This window comes from Rhizobium sp. Root149 (assembly GCF_001427345.1).
Lineage (GTDB): Bacteria > Pseudomonadota > Alphaproteobacteria > Rhizobiales > Rhizobiaceae > Neorhizobium > Neorhizobium rhizoryzae.
In genome coordinates this window covers 58,112-84,647 of sequence record NZ_LMGD01000022.1, presented here as the reverse complement: position 1 = coordinate 84,647, position 26,536 = coordinate 58,112, and the positions used below count along the sequence as shown (strand labels likewise).

General features: G+C 59.7%; 25 protein-coding genes and 1 tRNA gene. 15 read left to right on the top strand and 11 right to left on the bottom strand.

Translation table 11 applies throughout. From position 1 onward, the window contains the following. Positions 1-2: 2 nt before the first annotated feature. Together ASD54_RS18670 and ASD54_RS18665 are read left to right on the top strand one after the other, a co-directional pair. The gene (locus tag ASD54_RS18670) at positions 3-377 is read left to right on the top strand and encodes a hypothetical protein (RefSeq protein ID WP_062556063.1); all 375 of its coding nucleotides are present in this window, start codon (positions 3-5) and stop codon (positions 375-377) included. 4 nt (positions 378-381) lie between these two features. Continuing rightward, positions 382-2,394, top strand: coding sequence for an acetyl/propionyl/methylcrotonyl-CoA carboxylase subunit alpha (locus ASD54_RS18665; protein ID WP_062556062.1), 2,013 nt, complete (start codon positions 382-384; stop codon positions 2,392-2,394). A gap of 28 nt (positions 2,395-2,422) precedes the next feature. Here the strand turns inward: ASD54_RS18665 and ASD54_RS18660 are convergent, their stop codons facing one another. After that, positions 2,423-2,782 carry a hypothetical protein gene (locus ASD54_RS18660; RefSeq protein ID WP_062556061.1) on the bottom strand — a complete coding sequence of 120 codons (360 nt, stop codon included), beginning with the start codon at positions 2,780-2,782 and terminating at the stop codon, positions 2,423-2,425. Further along, complete coding sequence (locus ASD54_RS18655; protein ID WP_062556060.1) at positions 2,772-3,041, bottom strand: type II toxin-antitoxin system ParD family antitoxin; 270 nt, start codon at positions 3,039-3,041, stop codon at positions 2,772-2,774. The genes ASD54_RS18660 and ASD54_RS18655 overlap by 11 nt, the downstream gene beginning before the upstream one ends. A gap of 106 nt (positions 3,042-3,147) precedes the next feature. Between ASD54_RS18655 and scpA the strand changes: the two genes are divergently transcribed. After that, positions 3,148-5,286, top strand: a complete 2,139-nt coding sequence (scpA, locus tag ASD54_RS18650; RefSeq protein ID WP_062556059.1) for a methylmalonyl-CoA mutase — start codon at positions 3,148-3,150, stop codon at positions 5,284-5,286. A 60-nt stretch (positions 5,287-5,346) separates the two neighbouring features. On the opposite strand, the gene dxr is transcribed toward scpA, so the two are convergent. Next, positions 5,347-6,513 (bottom strand): 1-deoxy-D-xylulose-5-phosphate reductoisomerase, encoded by a 1,167-nt coding sequence (dxr, locus tag ASD54_RS18645; protein ID WP_062556058.1) that lies wholly within the window; start codon positions 6,511-6,513, stop codon positions 5,347-5,349. A 137-nt stretch (positions 6,514-6,650) separates the two neighbouring features. Here dxr and ASD54_RS18640 point away from each other — a divergent pair, with 137 nt between their 5' ends. The 3 genes from ASD54_RS18640 (at position 6,651) to ASD54_RS18630 (ending at position 9,328) form a co-directional block, all read left to right on the top strand. Continuing rightward, entirely contained in the window at positions 6,651-7,874 is a 1,224-nt protein-coding gene (locus tag ASD54_RS18640) for an FAD-dependent oxidoreductase (protein ID WP_062556057.1), read from the top strand. Between the two features lie 293 nt (positions 7,875-8,167). Further along, positions 8,168-8,515, top strand: coding sequence for a hypothetical protein (locus ASD54_RS18635; protein WP_062556056.1), 348 nt, complete (start codon positions 8,168-8,170; stop codon positions 8,513-8,515). Positions 8,516-8,695: 180 nt separating this feature from the next. Beyond that, positions 8,696-9,328: an exopolysaccharide biosynthesis protein gene (locus ASD54_RS18630; RefSeq protein WP_162249593.1), complete on the top strand. Its 633-nt coding sequence runs from the start codon at positions 8,696-8,698 to the stop codon at positions 9,326-9,328. A gap of 42 nt (positions 9,329-9,370) precedes the next feature. On the opposite strand, the gene ASD54_RS18625 is transcribed toward ASD54_RS18630, so the two are convergent. Beyond that, positions 9,371-9,447 (bottom strand) — tRNA-Arg (locus tag ASD54_RS18625). A 64-nt stretch (positions 9,448-9,511) separates the two neighbouring features. Next, on the bottom strand, positions 9,512-10,675 hold the full coding sequence (locus tag ASD54_RS18620; RefSeq protein ID WP_062556054.1) for a M20 aminoacylase family protein: 1,164 nt from the start codon (positions 10,673-10,675) through the stop codon (positions 9,512-9,514). Positions 10,676-10,877: 202 nt separating this feature from the next. On the opposite strand from ASD54_RS18620, the gene ASD54_RS18615 reads away from it, so the two are divergent. Together ASD54_RS18615 and ASD54_RS18610 are read left to right on the top strand one after the other, a co-directional pair. After that, entirely contained in the window at positions 10,878-11,939 is a 1,062-nt protein-coding gene (locus ASD54_RS18615) for a D-alanyl-D-alanine carboxypeptidase family protein (RefSeq protein ID WP_062556053.1), read from the top strand. 23 nt (positions 11,940-11,962) lie between these two features. After that, the gene (locus ASD54_RS18610) at positions 11,963-13,153 is read left to right on the top strand and encodes a GTP-binding protein (protein WP_062556052.1); all 1,191 of its coding nucleotides are present in this window, start codon (positions 11,963-11,965) and stop codon (positions 13,151-13,153) included. Between the two features lie 36 nt (positions 13,154-13,189). Here ASD54_RS18610 and ASD54_RS18605 read toward each other — a convergent pair whose 3' ends face one another. The 5 genes from ASD54_RS18605 to ASD54_RS18585 all read right to left on the bottom strand — a co-directional run bounded on the left by ASD54_RS18605 (position 13,190) and on the right by ASD54_RS18585 (position 17,148). Then, a complete protein-coding gene (locus tag ASD54_RS18605) occupies positions 13,190-13,414 on the bottom strand; it encodes a sulfurtransferase TusA family protein (RefSeq protein ID WP_062556051.1) in 225 nt (74 codons plus the stop codon). Between the two features lie 8 nt (positions 13,415-13,422). Continuing rightward, positions 13,423-14,820 carry a L,D-transpeptidase family protein gene (locus tag ASD54_RS18600; RefSeq protein ID WP_062556050.1) on the bottom strand — a complete coding sequence of 466 codons (1,398 nt, stop codon included), beginning with the start codon at positions 14,818-14,820 and terminating at the stop codon, positions 13,423-13,425. Positions 14,821-15,008: 188 nt separating this feature from the next. Beyond that, positions 15,009-15,962 carry an acetyl-CoA carboxylase carboxyltransferase subunit alpha gene (locus tag ASD54_RS18595; RefSeq protein ID WP_062556049.1) on the bottom strand — a complete coding sequence of 318 codons (954 nt, stop codon included), beginning with the start codon at positions 15,960-15,962 and terminating at the stop codon, positions 15,009-15,011. A 50-nt stretch (positions 15,963-16,012) separates the two neighbouring features. Beyond that, complete coding sequence (gene xerD / locus ASD54_RS18590; RefSeq protein WP_062556048.1) at positions 16,013-16,960, bottom strand: site-specific tyrosine recombinase XerD; 948 nt, start codon at positions 16,958-16,960, stop codon at positions 16,013-16,015. Next, on the bottom strand, positions 16,957-17,148 hold the full coding sequence (locus ASD54_RS18585; protein ID WP_062556287.1) for a hypothetical protein: 192 nt from the start codon (positions 17,146-17,148) through the stop codon (positions 16,957-16,959). Before ASD54_RS18585 ends, xerD begins: the two co-directional genes overlap by 4 nt. Before the next feature lie 174 nt (positions 17,149-17,322). Between ASD54_RS18585 and ASD54_RS18580 the strand changes: the two genes are divergently transcribed. Genes ASD54_RS18580 through ASD54_RS18570 form a run of 3 tightly spaced genes read left to right on the top strand, consistent with a single transcriptional unit; the run spans position 17,323 to position 20,363 of the window. Next, entirely contained in the window at positions 17,323-17,922 is a 600-nt protein-coding gene (locus ASD54_RS18580) for a shikimate kinase (RefSeq protein WP_244484794.1), read from the top strand. A gap of 3 nt (positions 17,923-17,925) precedes the next feature. Continuing rightward, on the top strand, positions 17,926-19,059 hold the full coding sequence (gene aroB, locus ASD54_RS18575; protein ID WP_062556047.1) for a 3-dehydroquinate synthase: 1,134 nt from the start codon (positions 17,926-17,928) through the stop codon (positions 19,057-19,059). After that, complete coding sequence (locus tag ASD54_RS18570; protein WP_062556046.1) at positions 19,059-20,363, top strand: HlyC/CorC family transporter; 1,305 nt, start codon at positions 19,059-19,061, stop codon at positions 20,361-20,363. The genes aroB and ASD54_RS18570 overlap by 1 nt, the downstream gene beginning before the upstream one ends. Positions 20,364-20,377: 14 nt before the next feature. On the opposite strand, the gene ASD54_RS18565 is transcribed toward ASD54_RS18570, so the two are convergent. Further along, on the bottom strand, positions 20,378-20,659 hold the full coding sequence (locus ASD54_RS18565; protein WP_062556045.1) for a BolA family protein: 282 nt from the start codon (positions 20,657-20,659) through the stop codon (positions 20,378-20,380). Between the two features lie 107 nt (positions 20,660-20,766). On the opposite strand from ASD54_RS18565, the gene ASD54_RS18560 reads away from it, so the two are divergent. From ASD54_RS18560 to ASD54_RS18545, 4 genes are all read left to right on the top strand, one after another. Next, entirely contained in the window at positions 20,767-21,390 is a 624-nt protein-coding gene (locus ASD54_RS18560) for a J domain-containing protein (protein WP_062556044.1), read from the top strand. Positions 21,391-21,462: 72 nt separating this feature from the next. Continuing rightward, a complete protein-coding gene (cobS, locus tag ASD54_RS18555) occupies positions 21,463-22,455 on the top strand; it encodes a cobaltochelatase subunit CobS (RefSeq protein ID WP_062556043.1) in 993 nt (330 codons plus the stop codon). Positions 22,456-22,496: 41 nt separating this feature from the next. After that, positions 22,497-24,398, top strand: a complete 1,902-nt coding sequence (gene cobT, locus ASD54_RS18550) for a cobaltochelatase subunit CobT (RefSeq protein ID WP_062556285.1) — start codon at positions 22,497-22,499, stop codon at positions 24,396-24,398. Continuing rightward, positions 24,349-25,404 (top strand): esterase-like activity of phytase family protein, encoded by a 1,056-nt coding sequence (locus tag ASD54_RS18545; RefSeq protein ID WP_082547279.1) that lies wholly within the window; start codon positions 24,349-24,351, stop codon positions 25,402-25,404. The genes cobT and ASD54_RS18545 overlap by 50 nt, the downstream gene beginning before the upstream one ends. Positions 25,405-26,536: the final 1,132 nt, after the last annotated feature.

Sequence of the window (26,536 nt, the reverse complement as noted above, 5' to 3'; positions counted from 1 at the left end):
CCATGGCCAAGACCCCTGAAATGCCAAAGCATCGCGGTTTTCCGCTGGGGCTTCCCGGAACGCAGTGGCAGTACACACTGCGCCGCGCCAATTCCAAGGTGACCAAACTCACGGCCATGCCGCGCCATCGTACCATGGACCAGACAGTGGCTCTGGCGGATGCCGGTTTCCTGCAAGCGCTGTGGCAGTTTTTCGGAGCGGAACCCTTCGAGCGCGGCAATCTGGATGGCGAGCGGCTTGGCCGTCTGTTCGGACGGGAAGTGGTTGCCGCAGAACGCGGCTTCGATCCCTCATCCTATACGGCGCTGTTGAAGATCAACGAGGCCGCCGCGCGGAAAAATTTCCCGAGTGCTTTTGAAGATTTAGGTCAGGGGTGACACGATGCCGATCCAGAAAATCCTGATTGCCAACAGAGGCGAAATCGCTTGCCGCGTCATTCGCACGGCGAAGAAAATGGGCATCAAGACGGTCGCCGTCTATTCGGATGCCGATGCGAATGCGCTGCATGTGCGTGAGGCCGATGAAGCGGTGCATATCGGTCCGGCACCGTCGTCGCAGTCCTATATCGTCATCGACAAGATTATGGATGCAATCCGCCAGACCGGTGCCGATGCCGTGCATCCCGGTTACGGCTTCCTGTCGGAAAATCCGCTGTTTGCAGAGGCGCTGGAGAAGGAAGGCGTAACCTTCATTGGCCCACCGGTCGGTGCCATTCAGGCCATGGGTGACAAGATCACCTCGAAGAAAATTGCGGCGGAAGCGGGCGTTTCCACCGTTCCCGGCCATATGGGGCTTATCGAAGATGCGGATGAGGCGGTGAAGATTTCCGCAGCCATCGGTTATCCGGTCATGATCAAGGCGTCCGCTGGCGGTGGCGGCAAGGGCATGCGCATTGCCTGGAACGATGCGGAAGCCCGCGAAGGCTTCCAGTCTTCCAAGAACGAGGCGAAAAGCGCGTTTGGCGACGACCGCATCTTCATCGAGAAATTCGTCACCGAACCACGCCATATCGAAATCCAGGTGCTGGGCGACAAGCACGGTAACTGCCTTTATCTTGGCGAGCGGGAATGCTCCATCCAGCGCCGTAACCAGAAGGTTATCGAAGAGGCTCCGTCGCCGTTCCTCACACCTGAGACCCGTCGCGCCATGGGCGAACAGGCCGTGGCTTTGGCGAAAGCTGTCGGTTACCACTCGGCAGGTACGGTGGAATTCATCGTCGATGGCAAGGCCAACAAGTTCTACTTCCTCGAGATGAACACCCGTTTGCAGGTGGAACATCCGGTGACCGAACTCGTCACCGGCATCGACCTTGTGGAACAGATGATCCGCGTTGCCTCGGGCGAAAAGCTTGCTCTGCTCCAAGACGATGTGAAGCTGAACGGCTGGGCCATCGAAAGCCGCCTATATGCGGAAGATCCGTTCCGCAACTTTCTGCCCTCCATTGGCCGTCTCAGCCGTTACCGCCCGCCTGTCGAGGGTAAGCAGGCTGAGGGCACGGTGGTGCGCAACGATACCGGCGTCTATGAGGGCGGCGAGATCTCGATGTATTACGATCCCATGATCGCCAAGCTCTGCACCTGGGGTGAGACCCGCGAGGCGGCAATCGATGCCATGCAGGCGGCGCTCAATGATTTCGAGGTGGAAGGCATCGGTCATAACCTGCCCTTCCTCTCTGCCGTCATGGGGCAGGAGCGCTTTCGTTCCGGCAAGCTGACGACAGCCTATATCGCGGAAGAGTTTCCCGAAGGCTTCTCCGGTGTCACGCCGGATGCAAGTGCCTCGCAGAAACTGGCCGCCATTGCTGCTGTCATCAATGCCCATGTGCAGAGCCGTGCGGCGCAGATTTCCGGCACCATCGGCAACCATGCCCGCAAGGTGGGCAAGGACTGGGTGGTGCAGCTGGGCGATGTCAGCCATGCCGTTTCGCTTTCAAGCGGTGCGGATGCGCAGGTCGTCACGTTCAACGAAGGTGGCGAAAGCGTCACGGTCGCCGGTTCCTGGCATCCGGGCCAGACGCACGCGCATTTCCTGCTGAACGGGCAAAAGCTGGGCGTGAAGGTGGATCTCGTCGGATCTGCTATCCGCCTGCGCGCCAACGGCATGGATGTGTCGGCGCGTGTGCGTAGCCCACGTGTGGCGGAACTGGCAAAGCTTATGCCGGTCAAGCTGCCGCCGGATACCTCGAAGATGCTGCTCTGCCCCATGCCGGGCGTCATTACCGGCGTCGCGGTGAAGGTGGGTGACACGGTGGAAGCCGGTCAGACGCTCGCCACCGTCGAAGCCATGAAGATGGAAAACGTGCTGAAAGCCGAGCGTCGTGGCGTGGTGAAGCGTGTTGCCGCCAGTGCCGGTCAGAGTTTGGCGGTGGACGAACTGATCATGGAGTTCGAGTAAGATGGGATCTAACGGTTTGGAAAAGTGGTCAAGCGTCGCCGAACGTTTTGCCAAGCCGTTTGAGGATGTGCTTCTCGTGGTCTTGGCCACGGAAAAATACCGCCAAGACCTTCACTTCCTGCCTTGCTTCATCGACTTTGAAATAGAAAATCGTGCGATTCTTGGTCACCTGTCGCAATCCAGGCGAAATCTGATGCCGCAGACTCCCCTGGTGCGGAGCACGAACAAGCGCCAGCATATCACTGTCTATAGCTTTCAAGCGCGCGGCGGCACGTGCAACGGCGTCCTGCAAGTCATCTCCAAGAGAGAGATAGGACTCGACAAGATGCTCGAAAGTCAGGTTGAGGTCTTGGTCCGCTGCAGGGGCCCGGAACAGCTCAAAAACCATATTCTGCTTTCTTGCGTGCAATCAACGCATCAATACGGCGGCTGCTTTCCTCCGCATTCAGGAAAGGCCCCTTGCTTCTCTCTTCGATTAGTCCCCGCAGAGCCGCCAATTCCGCTTCCTTCATCTCCGTCTGCTCGCGCAGCAGCTCCAGCCCCTGCTGCACTACGGCGCTCACGCTTGAATAGCGGCCTTCTTCAACCAGTCGGCGGGCAAAGGCGTCTTGCTGGTCGGAAATGGATACGGATGCTTTTACGGTCATGGCTCAAGGCTCCCGTGAAAAATGCGCTCAATATGCTACTGAGTAGCAATTTCGTCAATCTCAACGCCGCGCTGACTGTGATGTCGGCCTCTGGAGGATCAGCCCGATGAGCAAGAAAACCGTTGCCGACTGGCAGGTGCTGGCCGAGAAGGAACTAAAAGCATCACCGGACAAGCTCATCTGGAACACGCCGGAAGGCATTCCGGTGAAGCCGCTCTACACGGCGGAAGATCTTGACGGCGTCGAGCATCTGGAAAGCCTGCCGGGCTTCAAACCCTTCGTGCGCGGTCCTCGCGCCACCATGTATGCGGGGCGCCCCTGGACGATCCGCCAATATGCGGGCTTTTCGACCGCTGAGGAAAGCAATGCGTTTTATCGCAAGGCGCTGGCTGCCGGTCAGCAGGGTGTGTCCGTCGCCTTCGACCTTGCCACCCACCGCGGCTACGATTCCGATCATCCGCGCGTCGTCGGCGATGTCGGCAAGGCGGGCGTGGCGATCGACTCGGTCGAGGATATGAAGATCCTGTTCAACGGAATTCCGTTACAGGATATCTCCGTTTCCATGACCATGAACGGCGCGGTCATTCCGATCCTCGCGAACTTCATCGTGACGGGGGAGGAGCAGGGCGTTTCGCGGGATCTGCTCTCGGGCACCATTCAGAACGATATTCTGAAGGAGTTCATGGTTCGCAACACCTACATCTATCCGCCGGAGCCTTCCATGCGGATCATTGCGGATATCATCGCCTATACGGCCAAGGAAATGCCGCGCTTCAACTCCATCTCGATTTCCGGCTATCACATGCAGGAAGCGGGCGCGACGCTGGTGCAGGAACTGGCCTTCACGCTGGCGGATGGTCGGGAATATGTACGGGCCGCCTTGGCGCGTGGGTTGAACGTTGATGAATTTGCCGGGCGCCTGTCCTTCTTCTTCGCCATCGGCATGAACTTCTTCATGGAAGCAGCAAAGCTTCGCGCTGCGCGCCTGCTCTGGTCGCGCATCATGGAAGAGTTCGAGCCCAAGAAGCCCGGCTCGCTGATGCTGCGCACCCACTGTCAGACCTCGGGCGTCTCGCTTCAGGAGCAGGACCCATATAATAACGTCATCCGTACGGCCTATGAGGCGCTGTCGGCGGTGCTGGGCGGCACGCAGTCTCTCCATACCAACGCGCTGGATGAGGCGATTGCCCTGCCGACCGAGTTTTCGGCGCGTATTGCCCGCAACACACAGCTTATTCTTCAGCATGAAACGGGCGTCACCAAGGTGGTCGATCCGCTGGCGGGCTCCTATTACGTCGAGAGCCTGACCAAGGAACTGGCGGACAAGGCCTGGGCGCTGATCGAAGAGGTCGAGGCCCTGGGCGGCATGACCAAGGCTGTGGCTGATGGTCTTCCCAAGCGCTTGATCGAGGAGGCGGCAACCCGGCGGCAGGCGCGTGTGGATCGCGGCGAGGAGATCATCGTCGGCGTCAACAAGTACCGGCTGGAGAATGAAGAGCCGATCGATATTCTCGACATCGACAACACCGCTGTCCGCAATTCGCAGATCAAGCGGCTGGAGCAGATTCGTCGCCAGCGCGATCCGAAACGCGTTGAGGAGGCACTGGCAGCGCTGACCAAGGTCGCTGAAACCGGAGAGGGCAATCTCCTGGAGAAGGCGGTCGAGGCTGCCCGCGCCCGCGCAAGTGTCGGTGAAATTTCCGATGCCATGCGCGCCGTTTTCGGAGATCACTCTGCCGTGCCGGAAGTGGTGAGCGATATCTATGGTCCGGCCTATGCGGATGATCCCGAATATCAGACGCTGACCGGGCGTCTCTCGGAATTTGCCAAGGCAACGGGCATCAAGCCGAAGATGCTGGTCGCCAAGCTCGGTCAGGATGGCCATGATCGCGGTGCGAAGGTCATTGCCTCTGCATTCGGCGATATCGGCTTTCAGGTGATTGCCGGTCCGCTGTTCCAGACACCGGAAGAGGCGGCATCGCTTGCCGTATCCGAAAAGGTGCAAGTGGTCGGCATGTCATCGCTGGCGGCCGGTCACAAGACGCTGGCGCCGCAGCTCGTCGAGGCCTTGAAGGCGAAGGGGGCGGAAGAGGTGATTGTCGTGGTGGGCGGCGTCATTCCCCGGCAGGATTACCAGTTCCTGCTGGATTCCGGCGTTGCTGCAGTCTTCGGTCCCGGCACCAATGTGCTGGATGCCGCCCGCGCCATTCTCGACCTGATGGAAGGGCGGCGGCGCAACGCCTGAAGTTGCTCTGTTTGACGCATTTCCAGACGGAAAACCGGGTGCCACTTTTCCTGGAAATGCTTAAGGTAACTTCGCCTTCGCCCGGTGGCGCGCTTCCAGATCGGCAGCGAACACATCATCCATGGTTGCTGCTGGCGGCAGATGCGCCAGCTCGTCCATGACGGCTTCGGTAATCTCTGCCATGGCGAGGAAGGGAAGCTCGCCCGCAATGAAGGCCTCCAGCGCCACTTCCTTTGCACCGTTGAGCACAGCGCCCTGCACCCCGCCGCGTGTCATGGCAAGCCGCGCCAGCCGGAGCGCCGGAAAGCGGGTCTCATCGGGCGCTTCGAAATCCAGTCGAGAGAGCTTGGCGAAATCCAGCCGCTCCACCGGCAGCTTCCCGCGGCGGGGATAATGCAGGGCATAGCCTATGGCGTGGCGCATATCCGGGCAGCCAAGCTGGGCAAGAACGGAGCCATCCGCATAACCTACCATGGAATGAATGATCGATTGCGGATGAACGATCACCTCCACCTGTTCCGGCGAGAGGCCGAAGAGGTGTTTCGCCTCGATCATCTCCAGCGCCTTGTTGAACATGGAGGCACTGTCGATCGAAATCTTCAGGCCCATGGACCAGTTGGGGTGCGCGCGTGCTGTCTCCACTGTCACGCCCGCCATCTGTTCGCGCGTAAAGGTGCGGAACGGCCCGCCGGATGCGGTGAGAATCACGCGCTCGATGGCGTGGCGCTGGTTCTCCTCCAGCACCTGAAAAATGGCATTGTGTTCGCTGTCGACCGGCAGCAGACGACCGCCACCAGCTTTGACGGCTGAGATGAACAGGTCACCAGCAGAAACGAGGCATTCCTTGTTGGCGAGCGCGATGTCTGCGCCGCGTTTGGCCGCCGCCAGCGTGGGGCCAAGCCCTGCCGTGCCGACGATGGCGGCCATCACCATGTCCGCTTCGGCGCTTGCCGCCTCCAGGAGGCCGGTCTGGCCAGCGGCCACTTCAATACCGGTGCCGGACATGAGATCGCGTAGCGCCACATACTGGCTTTCATCGGCGGTGACGGCGAGTTTTGCGCGATGCGCCTTTGCCTGCTCGGCCAGAAGCTCGATGTTTCCGGCGCCCGTCAGGGCGACAACCTCGAAACCGTCCGCCTCATCGAGGTGCGTCAGCACATCCAGCGTATTGGTGCCGATGGAGCCCGTCGAACCCAAGATGGAAATGCTGCGTCTGGCAGAAGTCATTCTTTCCCGTTCCTCATTCACCTGCCCGTTTACAGGCGGCGCCTGTCCCTCACAAGAGCTTATCAAGTCGCATTGAATTTCCCCTGTTTCATTGCCAGATGGCAGAGTCGGGTCGCAAGCGAATCGGGAGATCATGCATGGTGGAAAAAGTTCTGAACACATCCTGTGCCATCGCAGGTGGCGGTCCGGCTGGCCTCATGCTGGGGCTTCTTCTGGCGCGTGCCGGGGTCGATGTGACCGTTCTCGAAAAGCACGATGATTTCCTGCGCGATTTTCGCGGCGATACGATCCACCCGTCTACGCTGGAGGTGATCTACGAACTGGGCCTTGAAGAGGAACTTCTCAAGCTTCCACACACGCGTGCGCCGAAACTCATGGCCGAGATGGGCGGCCAGACGATCACCATGGCGGATTTCTCGCGCCTGCCCGTGCGCAACCGCTTCATCGCCTTCATGCCGCAATGGGATTTCCTGAATTTTCTCGCAAGCCAGGCCGCGCGCTATCCCAACTTCCGCTTGCTGACAGGCGCAAGGGTCACAGAGGTGCTGGAGGAGGGGCATCGGGTTCGGGGCCTCAAGGTCGAAACCGCGGAAGGCACGTTGATGCTGCGGAGTGATCTGGTCGTAGCCGCCGATGGTCGCAATTCCGTGGTTCGGGAAAAGGCAGGTCTGGACGTGGAAAGCTTCGGCAGTCCCAGCGAAGTCGTCTGGATGAAGCTGTCCAAACAGGAGGGCGACCCGGCGCAAACCATGGGGCACGCGGGTCCGCGACAGGGCTTCGTACTGATCGATCGCGGCGATTACTGGCAGTGCGGCTATATCGTTCGCGGCGAAACATTCGAAGAGATCCGGCAGCGCGATCTGGAAGAATTCCGCAACAAGGTGCGTGCTGTTTCTCCCTTGCCAGCCGAGCGGATGGATGAAATTCAAGGCTGGTCAGATGTCAGCCTGCTGCAGGTGCGTATCGACCGGCTGAAGCAGTGGTGGAAACCCGGGCTGCTCGCAATCGGCGACGCGGCGCATGCCATGTCTCCCATTGGCGGCGTGGGGGTCAATCTCGCCATTCAGGATGCTGTTGCTGCTGCCAACATTCTCGCGGAACCGCTGGCAGGACATCGTCTGCAGGATGCGCATCTCGCGGCTGTGGAGAAGCGCCGTCTCTTCCCCACGAAAGCAACCCAGAAACTGCAGTTGATGATGCGCTCCAATCGCCGCAAGGAGTTGGTGCATGAGGAGCGGAAAAAGGGCCCTCCTGCCTTCATCCGTAATATTGCCCGCTTTCCATTGTTGGCTCATCTCGCAGGTCGCTTGATGGGCCTCGGCTTTCGAATGGAGCACGTACGAACCAAGTCGTTACTTTGAATTGTACAATCTTGGGGCGCTTTGATTTAAAATAAAACGAGCAGTGGTGGCGAAGATGTTTTATTCCGATACGGGAATCACTTCGTTTAGACCTCTGGATAGTATGTTATTGACATAATCCCCTTTTGTAATACTAATATTTTTCCGAATTTTTTACCAAGAGGTAAAATGGTGCCTCTTAATCGTCTTGCCCTCTTTCTTGTGAAGGTGGGCGGGAAGCGAGAACTGAAGCAATGAAAGGCTTCAAACGTGGATGTGTTTTCGATTTGCGTAATCCATGCTGAGGGATTTCAATGAGCGTAGATCATTTTGATGGCGCGCTGGTTCGCCAACTCGTCGCTTCGTGTGACCTTCAGGATGCTGCCCATATTCCCAAGGCTCTGTTTTCCTATATCAGCTCTGTCCTGAGCAGCCGGGAGCCGAATGTCTACCTCATTGACCTGCTCCCGTCGTTGAGTGCGGCAGTACAGGCGTTTCTGACAGGCATTGGTGCCTTCAACCGTAGCCCAATGCCCGAGTTGGAGGTTGCCCGCCGGCGTGGACGTCTTCTGGAATGTCTTGATGCATTCATGGATGAGGCGCGATTGAGCCAACAGAGCATGGCCTTCATGGAAGCGTTGCGCGCCAGCGATCGATCTTGACGTCGGTCGTGTTAGCGCTGTCATTTCAGATGTAGCTGTCGAGGGCGCCGTCGCCTCTGGCGGATTGCCGTGAGCGACACTACATCGCTGCCATGAAGAGATACTTGCCCCCGCGTACCCGCTCAAATGCGTCAGGCCTGACGCATTTGGATTCTCTGGAAAACTGGACGGAATTTGATCTTGTCTGATGGACACAAGCCAATTTCCGTTGTCCTGGCAGATCTGATTGCGGCTTTCGACGGACGAAACGTCACGCTGGGCGATCTTCTGGACCGGTTGGGCCACCAGGCTACGGCGGTGGTTCTTGTGATATTCGCCATTCCGGCGATCATTCCGACGCCGGGTATCCCGGCGGGAATGATCTTCGGAAGCGCACTTGCCGTGTTTTCCCTGCAACTTGTTGCTGGCGGGCGTGAGTTCTTACTCCCGAAAAGGCTGGCGAGAACCGCCCTTCCTCAAGGCCTTCTGCAGCGCATGCTGGCGTGGCTGGTGCCGAAACTGGCCTGGCTGGAGAGCTGGATGCGGCCCCGTATGGCGTGGTTGTCGCGCGATGGTGCCCTGCGGCTGCACGGATTGTTCGTGTTCGTCATGGCGGTTCTGATCGCGCTTCCCATCCCGTTCGGCAACGTGCTTCCGGGACTTGCCATCTTTCTCATCGGCATAGGTCTGGCGCAGCGGGACGGGGCAACCGTGCTCATCGGCTGGGGATTCGGTCTGGGCGCCTTGGCCTTTACCGCGTTCCTGTTCCTGGGCGGCTGGTGGCTGATCAGCGATTGGTTCGGCTGGGGCGGCGCATCGCGACCGCCAGCTTGATCGAGCACATCAGGCTTCGGTACCTTCTCTCTTTTGGGGAAGTGGCGTCCACGAGAGGATTCGAACCTCCGACCCCAGGATTAGGAATCCTGTGCTCTATCCTGCTGAGCTACGTGGACACGCTCTTTCGTCATACCGCAGCCTATTCCCGGGAACAAGCCCGGATTGAGGCTGCGCGGGAGCTTATGCCGCAAGGCGTTGTTCGGTCAGCTTCACCCAGTAAGAAATTCCGTAGGCGATCGCCTCGTCGTTGAAGTCGTAGGCGGGGTTGTGAAGTGCTGCCGTATCGCCATTGCCGATCATGATATAGGCGCCGGGACGGGCCTGCAGCATGAAGGCGAAGTCCTCGCCCGCCATGCTGGGATCGACTTCCGTGTTCACATTCGTCTCGCCGACGATATCGATTGCCGCCCGCGCGGCATGGACGGTCTCTTCCGGATGGTTGACCGTCACAGGGCATGAACGCTCGTAGTCAACCTCGGCAATCGCATCACTGGCGACCGCGATGCCTTCCGCAATCTGGCGGATCCGCTTTTCGGCAAGATCACGTACCTGCTCGTCCAGGCTGCGGACGGTTCCGGTGAGATAGGCTTCCTCGGGGATGATGTTGTGCGTGGTTCCGGCATGGAACTGCGTGATGGAAACCACGACGGAGCGCAGCGGATTGGCATTGCGTGCCGCGATCATCTGCAAGCCGTTGACGATCTGCGATCCGATCACGATCGGATCCGCCGTGCGATGGGGCTCTGCCGCGTGACCGCCGCGGCCGGTGATCTTGATCGAAAACTTGTCCGGGGCCGCCATGATGCCACCCTTGCGGATTGCGAAGGTTCCAAGCGGCATGCCCGGCATATTGTGCATGCCATAGACTTCCCGAATGCCGAAGCGCTCCATCATGCCGTCCTCGACCATGGCCAGCGCGCCACGGCCGCCTTCCTCGGCAGGCTGGAAGATGAGAGCGACAGAGCCTGCGAAGTTGCGGGTCTCTGCCAGATATTTGGCCGCTCCCAGCAGCATGGCCGTATGTCCATCGTGACCGCAGGCGTGCATCTTGCCGGGCAGTTTCGATGCATAGGGTTTGCCGGTAATTTCCTCCAGCGGCAGCGCATCCATGTCGGCTCGGAGCCCGATCACGCCGTCACCGGTATGACGCCCGCGAATGATTCCCACGACGCCGGTGCGTCCCAGGCCTGTCACAATCTCGTCAACGCCGAATGCCCGAAGCTGGGCTTCCACGAAAGCCGCAGTTTCCTCGACCTCATAAAGAATGCCAGGATTTTCATGAATATGGCGGCGCCATTCGGTAACTTCGTGCTGCAGTTCGGCTGCTCTATTGAGAACGGGCATTACGCTTCCTGTAGGACTTTGACGATAGTATCGAAGTGCGCATATTGCGCCGCGGAATTGACGGAATCAATCATCTTTGCCATTGCTAGGCCTCATTCACGCGTTCCAAGCGAAGACGTCGCACGCGTAGTCCCAGACGAGGTCTGATCCCTTGCCGAACCGGTCCACTCGCCTTCTTCGTTTCCCGAAGCCATTCTCCCTCATGCTGTCGCTGGTTCTCTCGACCTGCATCGCCAGCACGCAGGCGCTCGCCAACCCCAAGATCGTCGTGGATGTGCGCAGTGGCCGCGTGATCTCGCATCAGGACGCCTTCCGAAAATGGTATCCCGCTTCGCTGACCAAGCTGATGACGATCTATGTCACCTTCAAGGCCATCAAGTCGGGCAAGGTGTCCATGGATACGCCAGTCGTCTTTAGCAAGAAGGCGGCGGACCAACCGCCCAGCAAGCTGTTTCTGAAGCCGGGGTCATCCATGACGCTGGATGCGGCGCTGAAGATCCTGATGGTGAAGTCGGCCAATGACGTCGCGGTCGCGGTTGCGGAAACCGTCGGTGGTTCCAACGATCAGTTCGTCGCCATGATGAACGCGCAGGCACAACAACTGGGCATGCGTTCAAGCCGCTTCGTCAATCCGCACGGACTTCCCGGTCAGGGCCAGTACACGACGGCGCGCGACCTTGCTGTGCTGACGCTGCAGTTGAAGCGCGATTTTCCGGAATACCAGAGCTATTTCTCGCTGGAAGGTGTGACGACCGGTGCCAAGGAATATCCGAACTTCAACATGCTGATTGGCCGTTTTGACGGTGCCGACGGCATGAAGACAGGCTTCATCTGTGCATCGGGCTTTAATCAGGTCTCGTCCGCCACCCGCAATGGCCGCAGCGTGATCTCGGTCGTGCTGGGATCCGACAGTCTGGGAGGACGGGCTGACGATTCCGCCGAACTTTTGCAGGCGGGGCTGACGGCGCCTGCCAATGAGGGGGTGCCGCTGGCATCGCTTGCTCCCTATGGGCCGGATCAGGATCAGGTTGTGGACATCAGTGCGCAAATCTGCAATCCGAAGGCGGCAAAGGTGCGCAGTGAAGGGCGTGATGATGCCGGTCGCATGGTTCTGCATTCGCCCTATGTGCACGAGATGACACGTCCGCCGCAGTTCACTTTTGCAGGCGTTGTGCCAGTCGTGGAGCCCGAGAAGCCTGCAAAAGGCGCGAAGGGTCAGCCTGCCAGCGTACCTGTTCCCATTCCCCGTCCAGCCGCGCTGTGACGGTGTTCCAGAAAGACTTGCCGATGTCCTCCCCGCGTCAACCTATTCCGGTCTCCATTCTCACAGGGTTTCTCGGCGCGGGAAAATCCACGCTGCTGAATCGTATCCTGAAGGATCCGGCTGCGTCCGATACGGCCGTCATCATCAACGAGTTCGGCGAAGTCGGTATCGACAACTTCCTGGTGGAGTCTTCGGGCGATACGCTGCTGGAACTGTCGAACGGATGCCTTTGCTGCACGGTGCGCGGTGAACTGGTGGAGACGCTTGCCTCGCTGGTGGATCAGATCCAGACCGGTCGCCTGAAGCCTATCCGCCGCGTCGTGATCGAAACGACAGGTCTTGCCGATCCCGCTCCCGTCATGCAGGCGGTCATGGGCAATCCCGTCATCGCACAGAGTTTCAGCCTGGATGGCGTCGTGACCGTTGTGGATGCGGTGCATGGCGTTTCCACAATTCAGCGCCATCCCGAGGCGGTGAAGCAGGTGGCGGTCGCCGACCGGCTCGTTCTGACCAAGAAGACGCTCGCGGATGCTGCGGCCATTTCTGCTGTTCTGCGCCGTCTGAACGATCTCAATCCACGGGCGCAGATTCTCGATGGCGATCTGCCAGCCGCAAGCACCATCGATCTCCTCGTCAACGGCCTCTACGATCCCGAAAGCAAGGCGCCAGATGTCGCCCGCTGGCTGCAGGAGGAGCGGGAGCACGGCGACGAGCATCATGACCACCACGCGCATGAGCACGATCACGATCACGATCATGGTGATCACGCTCATGAGCACGGGCACGGCCATGAACATGGCCACGGGCATCATCACCATCATGATGTGAACAGGCATGGCGCGGATATCCGCTCTTTCTCGATCCTCCATGATGAGCCGATCGATCCTCTGGCGGTTGAGATGTTCGTGGATCTGCTGCGCTCCGCGCATGGGGACAAACTCCTGCGCATGAAAGCGATCGTTCAGCTTTCCGACAATCCGGAGCGTCCGCTGGTCCTGCATGGCGTGCAGAGCATCTTTCATCCGCCGCAGCGGCTTGCCGGCTGGCCGGAAGGGGCAGAACGGCGCACGCGGATGGTCCTGATCACGCAAGGATTGCCGGAGGAATTCGTTCAGGATCTTTTCGCGGCCTTTACGGGCCAGCCGAAGATTGACCGGCCGGATCGCGCAGCGCTTGAGGATAATCCGCTTGCTGTGCCTGGAATGCGCTTCTGATCGTCCAGGTCGGCCGACGGGACAGTCGGCTATCGATCAGGCCTTGCGGATAATGAAGCGATGGCCGCCCTCGGTCCGCTCGGTCGAGAGCAGGATGTGACCGTCTTCGCGGCAGAAATGCGGGATGTCGATCCCGGCCAAGGGATCCGTGGTGTCAACGATGAGTTCGCTGCCACTTGTCATGCGTAAGAGTTTCTTGCGGGCCTTGAGAACCGGGAGCGGGCATTTCAGCCCGCGCAGATCGTAGATCTCTCCCGGCATCGAGGTGCTTACCAGAACTTCCAGAACGGCTTCTTGGCGTCTTCCTGCGTGGCCGTCTGCTGAACCGAGGCATAGGCCATCGGGTTCTGAGCTGGAACCGGCACCTGGCCTGCGGACCTGGCGGCGGCGTTACCAGACGATTGTCCGGCACCCGGCTGCTTCTGCATGGAGGCAAACTGTGCGTTAGACGGTGCGTTTGCCGGTGCGCTGACCGCTATCGGGCCTGCCGCTTGCGGTGCAGTTCCGGTGCCCATGGCGCTCGCTACGCTCATGGTGGAGCGCTGGCCGGGAACCGAACCCGTCATCGTCACGCGGCCCTGCTTTGCTGCAGCCCCGCCCGGCTGGGCAGAAGCAAGCATCGTGCCCGGTGCAGGCTTTGCGGCCTTGTTCAGGCGAGCGGCCATCAGCACGTCAAACTCTTCCTGCTTGACCAGCTTTCCGGCTGCAAGCGATGTGCCGGTCGGCGCATAGGCGATATCCTTGCCCTTGCGCTTGTCTGCAACCACGGCCTTGCGTTCTGCTTCCGTCGGCTCGTACCACACCATGCCGTCAAGCTTTTCGACCGCCTTGGCATAGGCCAGTTCATACTGCTTTTCGTAAGCCGACAATGCCGCAGACAGGGCAGGCGGGGTCGACATTGGCGGGCAGGCGGCACCGGCAGACGGCGCTCCCTGCATTTCCTGGTTGAAGACGTATTTCTTGCCGCAGACGCCCACGTCCGGCGGACGCTTGGTCACCTCGAAATTGTCGTAGCCGACCTTCAGCATCTTCCAGAAATCATAATTCTCGCTGGTGCGATGCCGCGCCATGTTTTCCGCCGTCATGCGGAAGGGGAAGGCCTGCAGTTGCACGCTGGACTGGCCGCCCTTGAAGGCATCGCGCGCGAAGGCGTAGATCTCGAGGATCTGCGCATCGGTCATTGAATAGCAGCCTGAAGACGAGCAGGCGCCGTGGATCATGAGGTTCGAACCGGTGCGGCCATTGGCTGCATCGTAACGGTTCGGGAAGCCGGTATTGATCGCGAGATAGTATTTGGAATTCGGATTCAGATGCGCGGGCGTCAGGTTGTAGAAACCTTCGGGTGCCTGCCGGTCGCCTTCCTTCACCTTGGGGCCCAGCTTGCCGGACCAGGCGCAGATGTCGTAATCGGTGATCTTCTCGAAGCGGTTGTCGGCGTGCGCCTTCCAGATCTCCATCTTGCCTTCTTCCTTGAAGACACGAATCATGATGGGAGAATTGCGCGGCATGTTGCGCTTCTGCATTTCCGCAACGAGGCGGTCGGGCAGAGGCTGCTCCGTCTTGTTCTTGACCTTCGACAGGTCAATGGTGGCCGTATCGATCGTATCGTTACAACCAGCCAGCGCGGTGGCCATCAGGAGAATGTAGGCGATATGTTTCAAGCGCATCGGAACTGATCACGTCAATCGGGCTACAGGTACAGGTTCATCCTAATACCCAGTATTTTCACGATAATAAAGCGGTAAGCTTTACATTCTCTTAACCGCTTCAGCACGGTCAAGTGTGCTGACATGCTTGCAAGCTGCGCCCGGTCAGGGCGAAAGACCCGGATTTCCCGGATCTTTCCGATATTTCATCAGAGATTGCGGCCAATAGCCAGAAATTTCTCGCGGCGTGCTTTTCGTACGGCTTCGGGCGAAAGCTTGCCAAGATCAGCGAGAGCAGCCTTGATCACGTCACCCGTCGCATCGATGGCGGCTTCCGGATCACGATGTGCGCCGCCCAGCGGCTCTGGGATGATGTCATCGATCACGCCCAGCGCCTTCAGATCCTGCGCGGTGATCTTCATCGCCGTTGCCGCTTCGCGGGCGCGGGTCGCATCGCGCCACAAGATCGAGGCTGCACCTTCCGGCGAGATGACGGAATAGATCGCGTGTTCGAGCATGTAGACCTTGTTGGCCGCGGCAATGGCGATTGCGCCGCCGGAGCCGCCTTCGCCAATCACGACGGAGACCATCGGCACCTTGATGCCAAGGCACATCTCGGTCGAGCGAGCGATGGCTTCCGCCTGTCCGCGCTCTTCAGCGCCGACGCCCGGATAGGCACCGGCCGTATCGACCAGCGAAATCACCGGAAGGCCGAAGCGGTCCGCCATCTCCATCACGCGGATTGCCTTGCGGTATCCCTCCGGACGGGGGCTGCCGAAATTGTGCTTGATGCGCGATTTCGTATCGTTGCCTTTTTCCTGGCCGATCACCGCAACGGGCTGGCCGTGGAAACGGGCAAGGCCTGCCTGGATGGCTGCGTCTTCGCCGAAGGAGCGGTCGCCGGCCAGGGGCGTGAATTCCGTGAACAACCGGCTCGCATAGTCCAGAAAATGCGGACGGCGGGCCGTACGGGCCACCATCGTCTTCTGCGCCGGCGTCAGCTTGGAGTACACGTCGCGTGTCGCTTCCTGGATGCGTTGTTCCAGGCGCTGAACTTCTTCGGACGTATCGATGCTCTCATCTTCCGCCGCAAGCTTCTTCAGCTCGTGGATCTTAGCCTCCAGGTCGGAGATGGGCTTTTCGAAGTCGAGATCGTTATGCATGAGCTCCGTTTTCCGATCGTTTGGCGGCCGTGCCGCGCTCCGCCCGGGCTCTAATCAGGGTTTTTCGCGCCTTTTGCAAGAGGGTGATGCGTTTCAACCACTTCTCTGAGCCGTTCTTCCAATACATGGGTATAGATTTGCGTGGTTGAAATATCTGAATGTCCAAGGAGTTCCTGTACCACGCGCAGGTCGGCACCGTTTTGCAAAAGATGGCTGGCAAAAGCATGGCGCAGGACGTGGGGCGAGATCGTCGCGGCCCTGATGCCCGCCCGTCCGGCCAGGCTCTTCAGGTCTCGGGCGAAGACCTGGCGCGGCAGGAAGCCCTGTTCGCTGCTGGCGGAGAATAGCCACGGGCTGTCGATATCCCCGGCTGCGATCGCCGCGCGCCGCGCGTCCGCATAGTCTGCCAGCGCCTTCACGGCGGATCGCGACAGCGGAACCAGGCGTTCCTTGTTGCCCTTGCCGCGGATGATGAGGAAGCGGCCCTCCTGATCCAGCACCTTTGCCGGCAGCGACACCAGTTCGCTCACGCGCATGCCCGTGGCATAGAGAAGTTCCAGAAGCGCCAGCATCCGAAGTCTAAGCAGCCTTCCCGGTCCCTCTTCGGATGCTTCTGCCTGCGCTCGCTCCAGAAGACGACTCACATCGGCTTCGCTCAGGATTTTCGGAATGGACTGCGGTTTTTTCGGCGCATCGAGAATGGAGCTCGGGTCGTCGCCGCGAATGTTTTCCGCAAACAGAAACTTGTAGAACTGCCGTATGGCCGAGAGCCGCCTTGCCTGTGAGGATGCAGCAAAGCCCTGCTTTGCAAGGTGTGCGATGTAGGCGCCAAGATCGTTGCTGTCTGCTTTCAGAAGAGAGGTCTTCTTCTCGGAGAGAAACGAGGAGAGATCATCCAGATCGCGCTCATAGGAAGACAGCGTGTTTTCAGCCGAGCCACGCTCGGCGCTCATCATTTCCAGAAAGGCTTCCAGATGCGCGTGGGAGCGATCGCTCATGGTGAACCTGTGGCGGGCGTTGCCGGTGCCGCAGGTGGCGTCTGGGCAGGGTTCAGCCGCTCCGAGGGAATTCGCACCGTCACGTCACGTTCGCGCGGTTCCACGAAGATCGCCAGTGCGAAAAGTCCCGCATAGACGAGTCCGACAATGACGCCAATGGTGAACAGGAAGCGGAAGAGTGTTGGCATGGAGCGCTCCGGATTGTCGCCGCGCATTTATCGGCATTGATGCCCAAAGGTGCAAGGCCACATGCAAGATATGAGAGTTTTGGCGTGATTATGGTCTGAAGCCCTGTGCCGGTGCTTGACGCTGAACAATCATTTGTCGATAGGGTTCTGATCTTGTGGACTATTGAGAGGCCCATGCCCAATTCGATGCCCGATATCACGAAGCCTGCCCTCGGCATCAATCCGCTGGTCGAGCAGGCGCGCGCGGCTCTCGGTCGTCGCAATCTCATTTTCATCGGCTTGATGGGAGCTGGTAAGTCCGTCATCGGGCGGATGGTCGCCCAGCAGTTGTCGCTGCCCTTCATCGATACTGACGTGGAAATCGAGCGCGTTTCGCGCATGACGATTTCCGAATTGTTTGCGAGCTATGGCGAGCCGGAGTTTCGCGCGCTGGAAACCCGCGTCATCGAGCGGCTGCTGAAAGGCGGACCGCGGGTCATCTCGACGGGTGGCGGCGCCTTCATCAATGAGCGGACGCGTGGTGTCATCAAGCGCGGTGGCGTTTCCGTCTGGTTGCGAGCGGATCTCGACATTCTCTGGGAGCGTGTCAACAAGCGCGATCATCGCCCGCTGCTGAAAACCGAAAATCCGAAGCAGACGCTGGAAAACCTGATGAACCAGCGTTACCCGATCTATTCCGAATCCGATCTGACGGTGGAATCGCGCGATGTGCGCAAGGAAATCGTTGCGAATGAAGTGCTGGCGGCGGTTGCGTCGCTGGGCGAGGGGCGTTGAGAAGTGACTGTGACATTATCGCGTGAAAACGAGCGTGTGGTTCATGTGCCATTGGGAGATCGGGCCTACGATATCCTGATCGGGCCGGATCTCATCAGTCATGCCGGTGGTGAAATCACGTCGCGCCTGAAGGTTCGCAAGGCAGCCATCGTGACGGATGAGAATGTCGCAAGCCAGTATCTGGACCGGCTGGTGGACAGCCTCCAGACCGATGGCGTCGAGACTGTCTCGCTGACATTGCCGCCGGGCGAAAAGACCAAGAGCCTTGAGCCGCTGGCCGCCGTCTGCGACATGGCGCTCTCGGCCCGCATCGAACGCAACGATGCCATCATCGCGCTGGGTGGCGGCGTGATCGGTGATCTTGCGGGCTTTGCGGCGGGCATCGTGCGGCGCGGTGTTCGCTTCGTGCAGATCCCGACTTCGCTTCTGTCGCAGGTGGATTCGTCCGTCGGCGGCAAGACCGGCATCAATTCGCGCCACGGCAAGAACCTGCTGGGTGTCTTCCATCAGCCGGACCTCGTGCTGTCGGATACGAGTGCGCTCGATAGCCTCAGCGAGCGTGAATTTCGCGCCGGTTACGCCGAAGTTGCCAAATATGGTCTCATCGATCGGCCGGACTTCTTTGAGTGGCTGGAAAAGAACTGGCGCGAAGTCTTCGCGGGCGGACCTGCGCGGGCGGAGGCAATTGCCATCAGCTGCCAGTCCAAGGCGGATGTCGTCGTGGAGGACGAGCGCGAAACTGGCCGTCGCGCGCTGCTGAACCTTGGCCACACTTTCGGCCATGCGCTGGAAGCGGCCACCCAGTATGACAGCAGCCGTCTCGTGCATGGCGAGGGTGTCGCCATCGGCATGGTTCTGGCACATCGTTTTTCGGCACGCCTCAATCTTGCCAGCACCGATGACGCCAAGCGCGTGGAAGCACATCTGAAGGCCGTGGGGCTGCCGACAGAGATTTCAGATATTCCGGGCGAACTGCCGCCGAGGGAAGTGCTGATGGATGCGATTGCGCAGGACAAGAAGGTCAAGAGCGGCAAGCTTACCTTCATCCTGACCCATGGGATCGGCCAGAGTTTCGTGGCCAATGATGTTGCGGCATCGGAGGTCGAGCTCTTCCTGAAGGAGACCTTGGCGCGGTAATGTTTGACCAGCTGTATGGCTTCCTCGCGGAATACTGGTTGACGCTGATCTCGATCCTGTTGCTGATCGGGTTCTCGGCGTTTTTTTCCGGCTCCGAAACGGCACTGACGGCGGCGTCCCGTTCCCGCATGCATACGCTGGAAGCCAATGGCGACGAACGCGCAGGGCTGGTGAGCCGGTTGATCGAGCGACGCGACCGGTTGATCGGTGCGCTTCTGATCGGCAACAATCTTGTCAATATCCTCGCCTCGTCGCTGACGACCAGCCTGTTCCTAGGTATTTTGGGTCAGTCAGGCGTGGCGATTGCCACTATCGTGATGACCGTGCTGCTGGTGATCTTCTCGGAAGTGCTGCCGAAGAGCTGGGCGATTTCGGCGCCAGACCGGTTTGCCATCACCGTTGCGCCTGTCGTGCGGATATTCGTTGCGATTGCTGGCCCGCTTTCCAGTGCGGTGAACGCCATCGTGCGTTTCATTCTATCTCTGTTCGGCGTCAATCTCTCTCGCGAGGAGTCGATGCTGACGGCGCATGAGGAACTGCGCGGCGCTCTCGACCTCCTGCATCGCGAGGGCTCGGTCATCAAGGCTGATCGTGACCGGCTGGGTGGATTGCTCGATCTTGAGGAACTGGAAGTTTCTGACGTCATGAAGCACCGCACGGTGATGCGGGCGATCAACGCGGATGATCCACCGGAAGTCATTGTGCGCACGGTGCTGGAAAGTCCGTTCACGCGCATGCCGCTCTGGCGCGGCTCCACGGAAAACATCATCGGCATTGTTCATGCCAAGGATCTGCTGCGCGCGCTCGCCGAACCGAACATGGAGCCGCGTGACCTCGACGTAGGCAAGATCGCTCAGAAGCCGTGGTTCGTGCCCGATACGACCAGCCTCAAGGACCAGCTGAACGCCTTCCTGCGCCGCAAGATGCATTTTGCTGTCGTGGTGGATGAATACGGCGAGGTTCAGGGCATCGTGACGCTCGAGGATATTCTGGAGGAAATCGTCGGCGACATTGCCGATGAGCACGATCTGGAAATCCAGGGCGTTCGTCAGGAAGCAGACGGATCGATTGTCGTCGATGGTTCGGTGCCGATTCGCGACCTCAACCGGGCGCTCGACTGGCGTCTGCCGGATGAGGAGGCGACGACAATCGCCGGTCTCGTCATCCACGAATCAAAGCTGATCCCGCAGGAGCGGCAGACCTTCACCTTCCACGGCAAGCGCTTCATCATCATGAAGCGCGAGAAGAACCGCATTACCAAGCTGCGCATCCGGCCGGCGGAAGATCTGCCCCCCGGCCAGTAATCACCGTCGCATTGCTACCAGCGGGTCGCTTCACCCGGTGCGGCAGGCTCAACCGCCAGCGCATGCAGGCCCGCATCCAGCTCCGGCTTCAGAAGCTCGTTCACCAATCGGTGCCTTGCAAGGCGGGTCATGCCCGTGAAACGATCCGAGATCACCCGCACTCGCATATGCGTTTCTCCAGTACCGGTCATGTCCGGCTGGTGACCTGCGTGATGATGGCTTTCGTCGATCACTTCCAGCCGCTGGGGAGCGAGGTTTTGCGTGAGAACGGCTTCAATTCGGGCGCGAACGGACATGATCCAAAACCTCGTGTGAACGTACAAAAAGGGCGGTCCAAAAAGCAGCAACAAAGGGGTTTGTCAATTCTTGTTCTGACCCGTCCCGCACCCCATAATGTGGCCATATGAAACTCGATTCCAAATATTTCGACCGCATCCGGACGCGCCGGAAACGTGAGCAGGATGCGGCGCCGCAAACGCCGACCTGCCAGTGGGACGGGTGCGACAAGCCGGGGGCTCACCGTGCACCCGTGGGACGCAACGCCGAGAACCAGTTCTTTCTGTTCTGCTTTGAGCATGTGAAGGAATACAACAAGGGCTACAACTATTTCTCCGGCCTGTCGGACAGCGAGATTGCGCGCTACCAGAAGGAGGCGATCACCGGCCATCGCCCGACCTGGACCATCGGCGTCAACAAGGCGGCGAAGGATGCGCCACGCCATGCGTCTACGCGATCCGGGTCTGCGGCCAGCTTCAACCGGGTGAAGGATCCGTTCGGTTTCGTACGTGACGGCGGTGCGTCTGCGGGTGCGCAGACCGCGGTTCGCAAGGTAAAGACGCTGGAAGCGAAAGCTTTCGACACAATGGGCTTGACGGCAGCCGCAACAGCGGCAGAAATCAAGAGCCGCTACAAGGAACTGGTCAAGAAGCACCATCCGGACGCGAACGGCGGCGATCGCGGTTCGGAAGAACGATTTAGGGCTGTGATACAGGCCTACCAATTGTTAAAGCAGTCCGGTTTCTGCTAAGCCGTTCTGGTGCAAGGCAACATGACAGAGAGGATTGCGACCGGACCTTTGCCGGTTCGGCGTGGAGTGGTGATGAGCAAAATCGATCTTGATATAACCAATCTTCCGGATACCACCGTTTCTGTCCGGGATGTCTTCGGCATCGACACGGACCTTCAGGTTCCCGCCTATTCGAATGGCGACCCTTACGTGCCGGAACTCGATCCCGACTATCTCTTCGACCGGGACACGACTCTGGCAATCCTGGCCGGTTTTGCTCATAACCGACGCGTCATGGTGTCCGGCTATCACGGCACCGGCAAGTCTACCCATATCGAACAGGTCGCCGCGCGCCTCAACTGGCCGTGCGTGCGTATCAACCTCGATAGCCATGTCAGCCGTATCGATCTCGTCGGCAAGGACGCAATCGTTCTGAAGGATGGCAAGCAGGTTACCGAGTTCAAGGACGGCATCCTGCCCTGGGCCTATCAGCACAATGTGGCGCTGGTGTTCGATGAGTATGATGCGGGCCGTCCCGATGTCATGTTCGTCATCCAGCGCGTTCTGGAAAGCTCGGGCCGCCTGACGCTTCTCGATCAGAGCCGCGTCATCCGTCCTCACCCCGCCTTCCGCATTTTCGCAACCGCCAATACGGTCGGCCTCGGCGATACCACGGGCCTCTATCACGGCACGCAGCAGATCAACCAGGCGCAGATGGACCGCTGGTCGATCGTCACCACGCTGAACTATCTGCCGCACGACAAGGAAGTCGATATTGTCGCCGCCAAGGTCAAGGCATTCGGTGGGTCGGCGCAGGGTCGCGAAACCGTATCCAAGATGGTGCGCGTGGCGGACATGACCCGTTCTGCCTTCATGAACGGCGATCTTTCCACGGTCATGAGCCCGCGTACGGTCATCACATGGGCGGAAAATGCGGCGATCTTCGGCGACGTCGCTTTCGCGTTCCGCATCACCTTCCTCAACAAGTGTGATGAGCTGGAACGGACGCTGGTGGCAGAACAGTATCAGCGTGCCTTCGGTGTCGAACTGAAGGAAAGCGCCGCGAACATCGTTCTCGGGGCTTGAGTGCCGAGAGGCAGGTAGCGCAGGCAGCAAGGTAGATGAGCATGGCAGGCCGCGGCGACAACACCAAGGCGAAGACTGGCGGACCGGTGGATACCGAGCCGTTGCGTCGCGCGATTACCGGTTGCGTGCGCTCCATCGCGGGCAATGGCGAGGTGGAGGTTTCCTTCGCCAATGAACGTCCGGGCATGGCGGGAGATCGTATCCGCCTTCCCGAACTTTCGAAGCGGCCTACCGCGCATGAACTGGCCGTGACCCGTGGCCTGGGCGATTCCATGGCGCTCCGCCTTGCCTGCCATGATACGAGCGTGCATGCGGCCATGTCGCCGCAGGGCACGGATGCGCGCGCCGTGTTCGATGCCGTCGAGCAGGCCCGCGTTGAATCCATCGGCTCGCTGCGGATGGAAGGCGTTGCCAGCAACATCAACAGCATGAATGCCGAGAAATATTCGAAGGCGAATTTCTCCGGCGTGCAGCGGCAGGAAGATGCGCCGATCGGCGAAGCCATGGCCATGCTGGTGCGCGAAAAGCTGACGGGCACCGCTCCGCCCGCGTCCGCTGGCAAGGTGCTGGATCTCTGGCGTCCGTATTTTGAGCAGACGATTGCGGGCGATCTTGATAATCTCAAAACGGTCATCGACGACCAGCAGGCCTTCGGCAAGCTGGTGCGCCACATGTTGTCCTCCATGCAGATGGCGGAAGACTATGGCGATGAGGAAAACGATCCGGAACAGATGGAAAATCCGGATGATGAAGAGCAGCCGCGCAGCAACGAGACCGAGAACGAAGAGGTAGAGGAAGACGCTGGTTCCGATGCCGCCCCGGCGGAGGAAAGCCAGGCCGCGGAGGAGCAGCTCGACGAAGGCGAAATGGACGGCGCGGAAATCTCCGACGACGACATGACCGACGACGATGCGGACCAGTCGGAAACGCCCGGAGAAACCAAGCGTCCGAACCTGCCATTCGACGATTTCAACGAGAAGGTGGATTACAACATCTTCACGCAGGAATTCGACGAGGAAATCACGGCGGAAGAACTGTGCGACGAGGCTGAACTCGACCGTCTGCGCGCCTTCCTCGACAAGCAGCTTGCCCATCTGCAGGGCGCTGTGGGGCGCCTGGCAAACCGGCTGCAGCGCCGCCTGATGGCACAGCAGAATCGCTCGTGGGAATTCGATCTGGAAGAGGGCTATCTCGATCCGGCACGCCTTGTGCGTCTCGTGATCGATCCCATGCAACCGCTTTCCTTCAAGCGCGAGCGTGACACGAAGTTCCGCGATACAGTTGTTTCGCTGGTCATCGATAATTCCGGCTCCATGCGTGGACGCCCCATTACCGTTGCGGCAACTTGCGCCGATATTCTGGCGCGCACGCTGGAGCGTTCGGGCGTCAAGGTGGAAATTCTCGGCTTTACGACGAAGGCGTGGAAGGGTGGCCAGAGCCGTGAGCAGTGGCTGGCCAGCGGCAAGCCGCCGACGCCTGGCCGTCTCAACGATCTGCGCCATATCGTCTACAAGTCGGCGGATGCGCCATGGCGTCGTTCGCGCCGCAATCTCGGCCTGATGATGCGCGAAGGTTTGCTGAAGGAAAACATCGATGGCGAAGCGCTGATGTGGGCGCATAATCGTCTGATCGGTCGTCCCGAGCAGCGCAAGATCATGATGATGATTTCGGACGGCGCCCCGGTGGACGATTCCACGCTGTCGGTCAATCCGGGCAATTATCTGGAGCGCCACCTGCGAGCCGTCATTGAGCAGATCGAGACGAAGTCGCCGGTCGAGCTTCTGGCCATCGGCATCGGCCACGATGTCACACGCTATTACCAGCGCGCGGTCACCATCGTGGATGCGGACGAGCTGGCCGGTGCCATGACCGAGCAGCTGGCGGCATTGTTCGATGAAAATTCCGGTCGTGGACGTGGTCGCGGCGTGCGCCGTGCAGGCTAGGACGAAGCGCGGGTTGCGCCCGCTCGCTCTTCTGGCCGGTTGGCTGGCTTTGGTTCTCCCGCTGGCAGGGCAGGCGGCGGAAGCGGTGGATGCGCCGGTGCAGGTGCGCCAGATCGCGACGTTCAAGCCGGGATCGACCGAGACACGCTTCGGCGGCCTTGAATTCGTCGGAGGTCTGGAGTTCACCTCGAAGGAATCCCTGCTGGGCTCCATGTCCAGCATTCGTTTTCGCCCGGATGGCAAGAGCTTCGTCTCCGTCCTCGACACGGGCCACTGGCTGACGGGTGAACTGGATCATGACGCGAATGGTCGGCCTTCCGGATTATCCAGTCTGAAAATTACTGCGATGCGGGACGCGAGCGGTGACGAGCCCTCCGGCAAAGGCGATATCGATGCCGAAGGCGTAACGCTTCGGGATGGCCAGGTTATCGTCAGTTTCGAGCGAAGGCACCGCGTCGATATCTATCCTGATCCCGGTTTTGAAGCGGCGAAACCGTCTCGCACGCTCGACATTCTCATCCCCAAAGGTGAATTGCGCGGCAATGGCTCTCTGGAAACGGTTGTCGTGGCACCGGAGCCAAGTCCGCTCAAGGGCGCCGTTCTGACGATTGCCGAGCGCAGCGTGGACAAGCAGGGCCGTCTTTACGCCGCCATCCTTGAAGGTCCATTGAAGGGGCAGTTCAAGGTGAAGCGCGATGAGCCTTGGGATGTCACGGATGGCGCATTTCTGCCCGGCGGCGATCTGCTGCTTCTGGAGCGGCGTTTCAGCTTCATCGGTGGTGTCGGCATGCGCATTCGCCGCATTGCGGGCGATAGCATCAAGCCCGGTGCCGTTATCGATGGGCCGGTGCTTCTGGAAGCCGATCAGAACGACCAGATCGACAATATGGAGGGGCTCGATGTGGTCACCGGCCCGGATGGCCGCCCGCATCTGATCCTGATTTCGGACGATAATCACTCCATCCTCCAGCGCAATCTGCTTCTGAAATTCCGTCTGGCCGAATAGGGCTGACAGGGAGGCGGTCCCGGTCAATTGCGGGCAGCAGAATTTCGCCTTCCAGACCCTCTGCCTTTGGCACAGTGACAACCGGCCTTTTTCTGGTGCGAACAGAAAGCAGAAGTTTCAAAAGAGCCAGACAGAAGACAGGCGGTATGATCACCAGCAACGCCTTGATGATATCTGGCGAGGCTCGGAAAGTGGCCAGAAGGTCGGCAGCGAGATTGTAATCGTTCATGGCTTTGACGCCTCCCGGTCTGCGCGTCTTCAAGGCGTGGAGCGCGGGCAGCCGGTGAACGATCAAAAGCCCGCCCACCGACACGCCGCATCGTGTAACACGCAGTGTTTGAAACGGAGGAGAAGGCACGCCAAAGGCCAAGTCACTTGGAAGCCTCTGGCGGCCGGGGAGTTCGAAAATCGCGTACGTACGACTGCCCCGACCTTTAGGTGCAAGCACCTTGGACATGCGTCAGGGCCTCCCCAGCCATAGAAGGTGGAGAGCTTATAAGCCAAGCTCAAGCGCTCAGCCACCAACCGGTGACTGAGAGGACATCTCGTTTAGCGGATGCCAGCCCAACGTACGAGAGGTTTCGACACCCCGGAACCGGCCCGTTACTTCCGGTTCCGCGGTCAGCCTATGCCAGTAAGGTTGCATCTGCAATTGCAAGATGTGGGGGATTTATTCCGTGCATGCGCATGCAATCAGGCGCTTTACCTTTGGAAGTAAGTTCGGGCGATGCCCATATGGCGCGGACGCCGCATACCCCCCTCTGTCCTGCCGGACATCTCCCCGTTGAAGTGGGGGAGATCGGCAGAACGGCTGATGCTCGCACACTATCTCCCGTCGATGGAGTTTTGCTAAGCACGACAGGGCAAGATCTGGAGCCAAGGGCTAACCACGAATCGATCTCCCCCCTTGAGGGGGAGATGTCCGGCAGGACAGAGGGGGGTAAGCCCCGGATAAAGACTGTGCGAGATGCTCGGGCACCATCTCCCGTCGATGGAGTTTTGCTAAGCACGATAGGGCAAGATCTGGAGCGAAGGGCTAACCACGGATCGATCTCCCCCCTTGAGGGGGAGATGTCCGGCAGGACAGAGGGGGGTTAAGCCCCGGATAGAGACTGTGCGTCTGGTACTCAGG